Source organism: Streptomyces sp. ID05-39B, from assembly GCF_033794725.1.
Lineage (GTDB): Bacteria > Actinomycetota > Actinomycetes > Streptomycetales > Streptomycetaceae > Streptomyces > Streptomyces bobili.
In genome coordinates, this window is sequence record NZ_JARGEF010000094.1 from 20,182 (window position 1) to 28,085 (window position 7,904).

Annotated in this window: 4 protein-coding genes and 3 pseudogenes; 2 read left to right on the forward strand and 5 right to left on the reverse strand. The window is 69.2% G+C overall.

Annotated elements, in window-relative coordinates; genetic code table 11:
- Positions 1-44 precede the first annotated feature (44 nt).
- Together P1P75_RS21025 and P1P75_RS21030 are read left to right on the forward strand one after the other, a co-directional pair.
- Positions 45-1,976 (forward strand): glycosyl hydrolase 53 family protein, encoded by a 1,932-nt coding sequence (locus P1P75_RS21025; RefSeq protein WP_319257592.1) that lies wholly within the window; start codon positions 45-47, stop codon positions 1,974-1,976.
- Between the two features lie 347 nt (positions 1,977-2,323).
- Positions 2,324-3,637 carry an RICIN domain-containing protein gene (locus tag P1P75_RS21030; protein WP_319257594.1) on the forward strand — a complete coding sequence of 438 codons (1,314 nt, stop codon included), beginning with the start codon at positions 2,324-2,326 and terminating at the stop codon, positions 3,635-3,637.
- A gap of 495 nt (positions 3,638-4,132) precedes the next feature.
- Here the strand turns inward: P1P75_RS21030 and mshA are convergent, their stop codons facing one another.
- The 5 genes and pseudogenes from mshA to P1P75_RS21050 all read right to left on the reverse strand — a co-directional run.
- A complete protein-coding gene (gene mshA / locus P1P75_RS21035) occupies positions 4,133-5,485 on the reverse strand; it encodes a D-inositol-3-phosphate glycosyltransferase (protein ID WP_319257596.1) in 1,353 nt (450 codons plus the stop codon).
- Positions 5,482-5,667: pseudogene (locus tag P1P75_RS21040) on the reverse strand (formate dehydrogenase accessory sulfurtransferase FdhD); the annotation flags it as partial. The pseudogene P1P75_RS21040 and the gene mshA, both read right to left, overlap by 4 nt.
- Before the next feature lie 58 nt (positions 5,668-5,725).
- Positions 5,726-6,001 (reverse strand): annotated as a pseudogene (locus tag P1P75_RS42060) (radical SAM protein); the annotation flags it as partial.
- A gap of 1 nt (position 6,002) precedes the next feature.
- A complete protein-coding gene (locus P1P75_RS21045) occupies positions 6,003-7,385 on the reverse strand; it encodes an L-serine ammonia-lyase (RefSeq protein ID WP_319257598.1) in 1,383 nt (460 codons plus the stop codon).
- A gap of 65 nt (positions 7,386-7,450) precedes the next feature.
- Positions 7,451-7,904: pseudogene (locus tag P1P75_RS21050) on the reverse strand (serine hydroxymethyltransferase); the annotation flags it as partial.

The window sequence follows — 7,904 nt, forward strand, 5'->3', positions numbered from 1 at the left end:
GAACAGCCCATGCCGCACGTACGTGACATCGTCAGGAGAAGGACATGAGCAGCAAGCGTCTGCCCCGCGCCATCGCGGTCACGACGACGTTGGTCACCATGGTGTCCGCGAACCTACTCATGGTGCCCGAGTCGGCCCACGCGACCTTCGGAACCGCGGACATCAAGCCGATCGAGAGCAATATCGCTGCCAAGCCGTGGGCCTCGGCGACGGCCGCCTCCGGCTCGTCCAATGCCCTTCTGGCCATCGACGGCGACCCGACGACGTCCTGGCAACCCAGTGGTGCCGGCGCCCGGCAGTGGCTCACCGTCGACCTCAGTGGAACCTACGCCAACCTGCGTAAGGTCAAGGTGCTCTTCCCGGACCGCGGCGTGGCCCACCAGTACGTCGTCGAGGCTTCGTCCGACGGTCACCGGTGGAGGACCATCGCCGACAGATCCCACAACCGGGCCGTGTCACGAGGGGAAGTACACCTGTTCACCCGGCCGGGAACGCGCTTTGTCCGGCTGACGTTCACCGGTGGGCCAGGCCGGGCCCGGGCAGGTGTCAGCGAGCTCCAGGTCTTCAACTACCTGCGCGACAACCTCACCCTCGGCGCCGATCTGTCCTGGATGGACGACGTCCAGGACCAGCAGTACTGGGTCGACCCCCTGGCCGAAAACCGCGGCGCCGGGCCACACCTGCTCGACGTGGCCAAGGACCGTGGCATCGAGTACAGCCGGCTGCGGATATTCAACGAGCCACGCAGCGAGAGCACCGGTCAACCGACGCCGATACCCCGCCAGGGCCCGGAGCGCTCACTGGCCTCAGCCAAGTGGATCAAGCAGCGGGGCATAGGCCTGGGGATCGACTTCCACTACGCGGACTCCTGGGCCGACCCGAGCAAGCAACCAAAACCACGCGCCTGGGCGCAGCTGGAGTTCCCGGACCTGTCCAAGGCCGTGTACGACTTCACCGCCGACTATCTGAAGCGGCTGATCCGGCAGGGCACCAGGCCGGAGAAGGTGGCCGTCGGCAACGAGATCATCAATGGCTTCATGTACGGCAGCGAGGCGGCCCAGATCGGCACGACGAATCCGCCGTACTTCGTCGACCAGGCCGACATCTACCAGTCCAAGCCCGGCGGTGGCCTGCTGTGGAAGTACTGGCGGTCAACCGACCCGGCGGAGCGGCAGCTCTACGACCAGTCGTGGGACCGGTTCACCACCCTGGCCGCGGCCGGGATCAAGGCCGTCCGCGACGCGTCACCGACATCCAAGGTCGAGATACACGTGATCGTCGACAAGGACAAGCTCGCCAAGACCATGGAGTTCTGGCACCAGTTCCTCACCCGGGTGAAGGCAAAGGGACAGGACCCCGATGTGCTGGCCATCTCGTACTACCCGGAATGGCACGGTACGCCCGAGGCATTGGATCTCAACCTCAACACCATGGCCACCACGCACCCCAGCTACGAGATCGACATCGCCGAATCCGCCTACCCCGCCTCGGGCGGCGACGGCTCGCCGGTGCCCAACTCGCCGTACCCGCGAACCATTCAGGGGCAGGCGGACGCGATCCGGAGGGTGTTCCAGGCCGCCAACGACGTGGTCAACAACCGAGGTTCAGGGGCACTGGTGTGGGAGCCGGCCGGCTACCAGCCCATGTTCCGCGCCGTGCCCGGGCTGGCGAATACGTGGGAGCCGCACGCGTCCATCAACGTCTTCAACGCCAGCCGCGCCAAGCACATCCTCCAGGACACCATCTACACCGCCACCATGGTCAGGGCCGTCCCGAAGCTGCCTTCCTCCATCCGCATGCTCACCACCGCCAACAACAAGATCACCACTGTCCCCGTCCGCTGGCAGCCGTTGCCACCTGGCGCGACCGACAGGCCGGGTGAGGTGACAGTCACCGGGACGACCGGCACAGGACCGGTCACGGCGGTCATCGACGTCATGCCCAGCCACAGCGAACACGACGTGTCCACCTCATAGCCCGCTTCACCGACGTCGCCCCGCCGAGACCACGACGGCACCGGCGACATCATCACCGCTTCACAGCAGTGCTCCGCTCACTCGGTGGCCGACAGCAACAACTGCGGCAGCGCCTGGGGGAATCAGGCCGTGTTCGACCGGAACGGCCACACCCACCCCGACATCTGGTGCGCCCGACCAACCACACGCCGGTCCTGCCGCCCCTCGCGGCTGGCCGGAGCACCCACACCCGCTGTTGCGCCGTGCGCCCCGTCGACCTGTCGGCCTCTGCGCCGACGGGACGCACCCGGCAACGGGACCAACCGAACGCCAAACCCCCCACCCATCCCCGCACCCAAGGAGTCACCATGACCCTGCGCCGACGGACCTTCCTCAGCATGACCGCGGCCGGAGCGACGGGCGTGGGCCTGTCCCTGCTCGGCGCAGGACAGGCACCGGCCGCCGCCGGGCCACTGGACACCGCGCCGACCACGCCCTTCGCGGTCGGCGTGCGCCGTTACAACTGGACCCGTGGCAGCCGCCCGTGCACCACGTACGTCTACTACCCGGCCACCGGCACCGCCGGCGGCAGTCCGGTGACGGACGCCCCGGTCGCCGCCGGCCTCTTCCCCGTCTACAACTTCACCCACGGCTACGGGAGCAGCCCGCAGAACTCCCTGTTCATCATCCGAGCCCTGGCCTCGGCGGGCTTCATCGTCCCCGCCCCGCACTTCAACCACAACTTCGACGACGTCAACAACGGCAACACCTCCAAGGACGTCTCGCAGATCCTCACCAACACCCTCGCGCTCAACGCGAGCGGACCCCTGGCCGGGCACATCAACACCGGCATCGGCGTCGGCGTCTCGGGCCACTCCCTGGGCGGCATGGTCACCCACGGTCTGCTGACCTCCTGGCCCGACAGCCGGATCAAGTCCGCCAACCCCCAGTCCTGCGTGGACATGGGCAACCCGTCCGGCTCGGTCTCGGCCAAGGTCCTCTTCGTCCACGGCGACCGGGACTCGACCACGTCGTACTCCTCGGCCCGGCAGGCGTACTCGGAGATCACCTGGCCCAAGGCGTTCCTCACCTTCGCCGGTGGCAGCCACACCAGCTTCTGGAGCGACCAGCGCTTCCCGAGGACCGTCGTCGACTGGGCTCGCTGGACCATGTACGGCGACACCGCCGCACGGGACCGCCTCCCGGCTGACGCGTCCGGGTCCAACACCAGGTGGGAAGCCCAGCTGGGCGACTCCCCCAGTGGCCCGGGCCTCTACACCCTGCTGGCCCTGCACAGCGGCAAGGCCGCCGAGATCAACGGGGCCTCCACCACCGCCGGCGCACAACTCGTCCAGCGGACCACCAACAGTCGCCCCAGCCAGCAATTCGAGTTCGTCGACGCCGCCGACGGCCACGTCCGCGTCAAAGCACTGCACAGTGGCCTGTTCCTCCAGCCCACAGGCACCGCGACTGGCACGGATATCGTCCAGCAGGCCGACACCAGCGCCACCAGCCAGCAGTGGCGCCTGGTCGACCACGGCGGTGACGTCATCAGCCTCGTCAACCGGCAGACCGGCCTGGCCATGGATGTATGGGAGTACTCCACCGCCGACGGCGCCCGCATCGCCCAGTACACCTACAGCGGCAACCCCAACCAGCGCTTCACCCGCCGCCGCGTCTGACCGGAACATGTCGGGGCACCGCTCGGGCAACAGGACGGGCGGTGTCCCGACATGGCGCCGGCAGTCCTTCGCGACTGACCAAGGGGTGTGCAGCCTTCACACTCGCCGTCCGAGCGTGCGCAGAGATACGTCCACCAACTGGCCCTGACAAAGCCTACGGACGTGCCAACGCGCGATCAGGCGAAACAGCGAGTCCGAGGAGGGCCTCGTGGATGTCCTCGCGTCGCTCCCATCGGATCCGTAGGCGGCGAAAGCCGTACAGCCAGGAAGTTGGGTCGACCGCGCGGCGAGGTGTCTGCCGTAGCAGGTCCTGTTCCGCGCGGCCTCCCGCCGAACCGGACATGACGATCGGGCAGGAGCAGCGTGGCAGTCTCCCTCTCCGGCGGTGTCAGCATGGTGACGCTGACCGGAGGTTCGGGCACCACCCTCGTCGACCGCCTCACCTTCACACCACCGAGGGCGAGCTGCCGACACACAGGGACGAGGCCCGGGCGGTCACGGGATCGTGTGAAGCCGACGCTCGTGCAGGGCTGCCGTATACACGTCTACCGTTGCCTCCGCGGCCGCGGCCCAGCCGAAGGACTGGGCGTGCCGGACCGCGGCCTCGCTCATCCGGGCGGAGCGCGTCGGGTCGTCGGCGAAGCCGCACAGTGCCCACGCGTAGTCGTCCGGGTCGTGGCCCGGTACGAGAACGCCGCTCACCCCGTCTCGTACCGCCACCGGAAGGCCCCCGACCTCGGCCGCGAGCACCGGGGTGCCGCATGCCTGCGCCTCGACGGCCACCAGGCCGAAGGACTCGCTGTGGGACGGCATGACCAGGACGGACGCCGCCCGGTACCAGTCGGCGAGCTGGTCCTGACCGACCGGCGGACGGAACAGCACGACGTCCGAGATGCCGAGGCAGGCCGCCAGTTTCTGCAGTCCTTCCGGCTTGGCCAGGCCGCTACCGCTCGGTCCGCCCACGACCGGCACCACGATCCGCTCCCGCAACTGCGGCCGCTCCTCCAGCAGCCGGGCCACCGCGCGCAGCAGGACGTCCGGCGCCTTCAGTGGCTGTATGCGGCCCACGAACAGGGGTATGAGCGCGTCCTGCGGCAGCCCGAGGCGGAACCGGGCCGCAGCCCTGCCGGCCTCGACACCGCGGGCGTCAGGTCGGAAGCGCTCCAGGTTGACACCGGGATGGACGACGGCGACCCGGCCGGTGTCGGCGTCATAGTGGCGGAGCAGTTCCTCCGCTTCCTTCTCCGTGTTGGCTATCAACCGGTCGGCGGCGCGTACGACTTGGGTCTCGCCGATCACTCGGATCGCGGGCTCGGGGGTGTCGCCCTCGGCGAGGGAGGCGTTCTTGACCTTGGCCAGGGTGTGCATGGCGTGGACGAGTGGGACGCCCCAGCGCCGAGCGGCAAGCCGACCCACGTGGCCGGAGAGCCAGTAGTGGGAATGGACCAGGTCGTAGTGGTCGGGGTCGTGGCCGGCCCAGATCCGCGTCACGCCCTGGGCGAAAGCACACAGCTGAGCAGGCAGGTCCTCCTTGGCCAGACCCTCATAGGGGCCGGCGCCCACATGCCGTACCAGGACACCGGGCGCGAGTTCGACGCTGGGCGGGAGCGCGGTCGAAGTGGCCCGGGTGAAGACCTCAACTTCAATACCAACGGCGGCAAGACGCTTCGCCAACTCGACGATGTAGACGTTCATACCGCCGGCGTCGCCGGTGCCGGGCTGATGCAGCGGTGAGGTGTGCACGCTGAGCATCGCGACGCGGCGGGCGCGGGCGTGAGCGTCGGGTGGCCGCGAACGGGGTGGGCCGACGAGAGTGCTGCCGTGAGTACAGGGCAGGCGACGGCTCACCTCGTGAGACCTCCTTGCCGAAGCGGTTCTCTGTCGGCGATCAGGTCGAGGCGCTGCTCGCCCGCGTACACGTTCATGGAGCCGCCGCGCAGGAAGCCCACGAGCGTGAGCCAGGTCTCCGCGGCCAGTTCCACCGCGAGGGAGGACGGCGCCGAGACCGCCGCGAGCACCGGGATGCCCGCAGATGCCGTTGGTGGTCAGTGACATCTTCGGGCGCGGTTCGAGGGCCGCGCAGCGCTCGACGATGCCGACGAGGCCGGGGCGCAGAAGTGGCTCGCCGCCGGTGGAGCGGACCTCCTGGACGCCGAGACGGGTTACCGCCACGTGGACGAGGCGGACGATCTCGTCGTCCGTGAGCAGGTCGGGCTTGGCCGGCCACTGCAGGCCCTCCTCGGGCATGCAGTACGTACAGCGCAGGTTGCACCGGTCGGTGAGCGAGACCCGCAGATCGGTGGCGACGCGACCGAACGTGTCGATGAGCGTGGCTGCGGCCCCCTTTCCCTCTCCGTCCGCCATCTCAGCACTCGATGACGTTGACGGCGAGTCCGCCGCGCGCGGTCTCCTTGTACTTGACCTTCATGTCGGCGCCGGTCTCCTTCATGGTCTTGATGACCTTGTCGAGTGAGACGTGGTGGCGGCCGTCGCCACGCAGGGCCATCCGGGCGGCGGTCACGGCCTTCACCGCGGCCATGCCGTTGCGCTCGATGCACGGGATCTGGACCAGGCCGCCGACCGGGTCACAGGTCAGGCCCAGGTTGTGCTCCATACCGATCTCGGCGGCGTTCTCCACCTGCTCCGGGCTGCCGCCCAGTACCTCGGCGAGACCTCCGGCGGCCATCGAGCAGGCGGAGCCGACCTCGCCCTGACAGCCGACCTCGGCCCCGGAGATGGAGGCGTTCTCCTTGAAGAGCATGCCGATGGCGCCGGCGGCGAGCAGGAAGCGGACGATGTTCTCCTCGTCGGCGCCCGGCACGAAGTCGAGGTAGTACTTCAGTACTGCGGGGATGATGCCCGCCGCACCGTTCGTCGGAGCGGTGACGACCCGGCCGCCCGCGGCGTTCTCCTCGTTCACCGCCATCGCGTAGAGAGTCACCCACTCCATCGCACGGCTCGCCGGATCGCCCTCGCTGCGCAGTGCCCGGGCTACCGCGGCTGCCCGGCGGCGGACCTTCAGGCCGCCGGGCAGGATGCCCTCGCGGCCCAGGCCTCGGGAGATACAGGCCTCCATGACCCGCCAGATCTCCAGCAGGCCCGTGCGGATCTCCTCCTCAGTGCGCCAGGCCTTCTCGTTCTCCAGCATCAGCGCGGAGATGGACAGACCGGTCTCCCGGGAGAGCCGCAGCAGCTCGTCGCCCGTGCTGAACGGGTGGGCGAGCACGGTGTCGTCGAGCTTGATCCGGTCCGCTCCGACGGCGTCCTCGTCGACCACGAAGCCGCCGCCGACCGAGTAGTACGTCTTCTCCAGCAGCGGCACACCGTCGGCGTCGTACGCGAAGAGGATCATGCCGTTGGCGTGGTATGGCAGCGAGCGCCGCCGGTGCAGGACCAGTTGGGTCGAGGCATCGAAGTCGATCTCGTGGGCCGGACCGATCTCGGCACCGAGGAGGCGGATGCGCCCGGTGCCGCGGATCCGCTCGACGTCCAGGTCGGCCTGCGCGACGTCGACCGTGTGCGGCTCGCAGCCCTCCAGACCCAGCAGCACCGCCTTGGGGGTGCCGTGTCCGTGGCCGGTGGCACCGAGGGAGCCGAACAGCTCGCCCCGTACCGCGGCGGTCTGGGCGAGCACGCCGTCCTGCTTCAGCCTGGCCACGAACATCCCGGCGGCGCGCATCGGGCCGACGGTGTGCGAACTGGACGGGCCGATGCCTATGGAGAAAAGGTCGAAGACGCTGATTGCCACGGCATGCTCCGTAGGATTGGAGGGGGTGTGCCGAGCGGTCACGGCACGCTGCGTAAGGGTGTCGGTTACAGGCCGGGGTAGAGCGGGTGTTTGTCGGCCAGCGCCTTGACCCGGGCCTTGAGCGCCTCGGCGTCGTAGGACGGCTTGAGCGCCTCGGTGATGATGTCCGCGACCTCGGTGAAGTCCTCGGCGGTGAAGCCGCGGGTGGCGAGGGCGGGGGTGCCGATCCGCAGGCCCGAGGTGACCATCGGGGGCCGCGGGTCGTTCGGGACGGCGTTGCGGTTGACGGTGATGCCGACCTCGTGGAGACGGTCCTCGGCCTGCTGCCCGTCCAGCGCGGACTCTCGCAGGTCGACCAGGATCAGATGCACGTCGGTGCCGCCGGACAGGACGTTGATCCCGGCCTCGCGGGCGTCCGGGGCCGTCAGCCGCTCGGCGAGGATCCGCGCGCCGTCGACCGTACGGCGCTGGCGCTCCTTGAAGTCGTCCGAGGCGGCGACCTTGAAGGACACCGCCTTC

What these genes read in the sequence shown, in the direction of transcription:
- P1P75_RS21025 (WP_319257592.1), top strand. Translation starts at nt 45, where the DNA reads ATGAGCAGCAAGCGTCTGCCCCGCGCCATCGCGGTCACGACGACGTTG.
- P1P75_RS21030 (WP_319257594.1), top strand. Translation starts at nt 2,324, where the DNA reads ATGACCCTGCGCCGACGGACCTTCCTCAGCATGACCGCGGCCGGAGCG.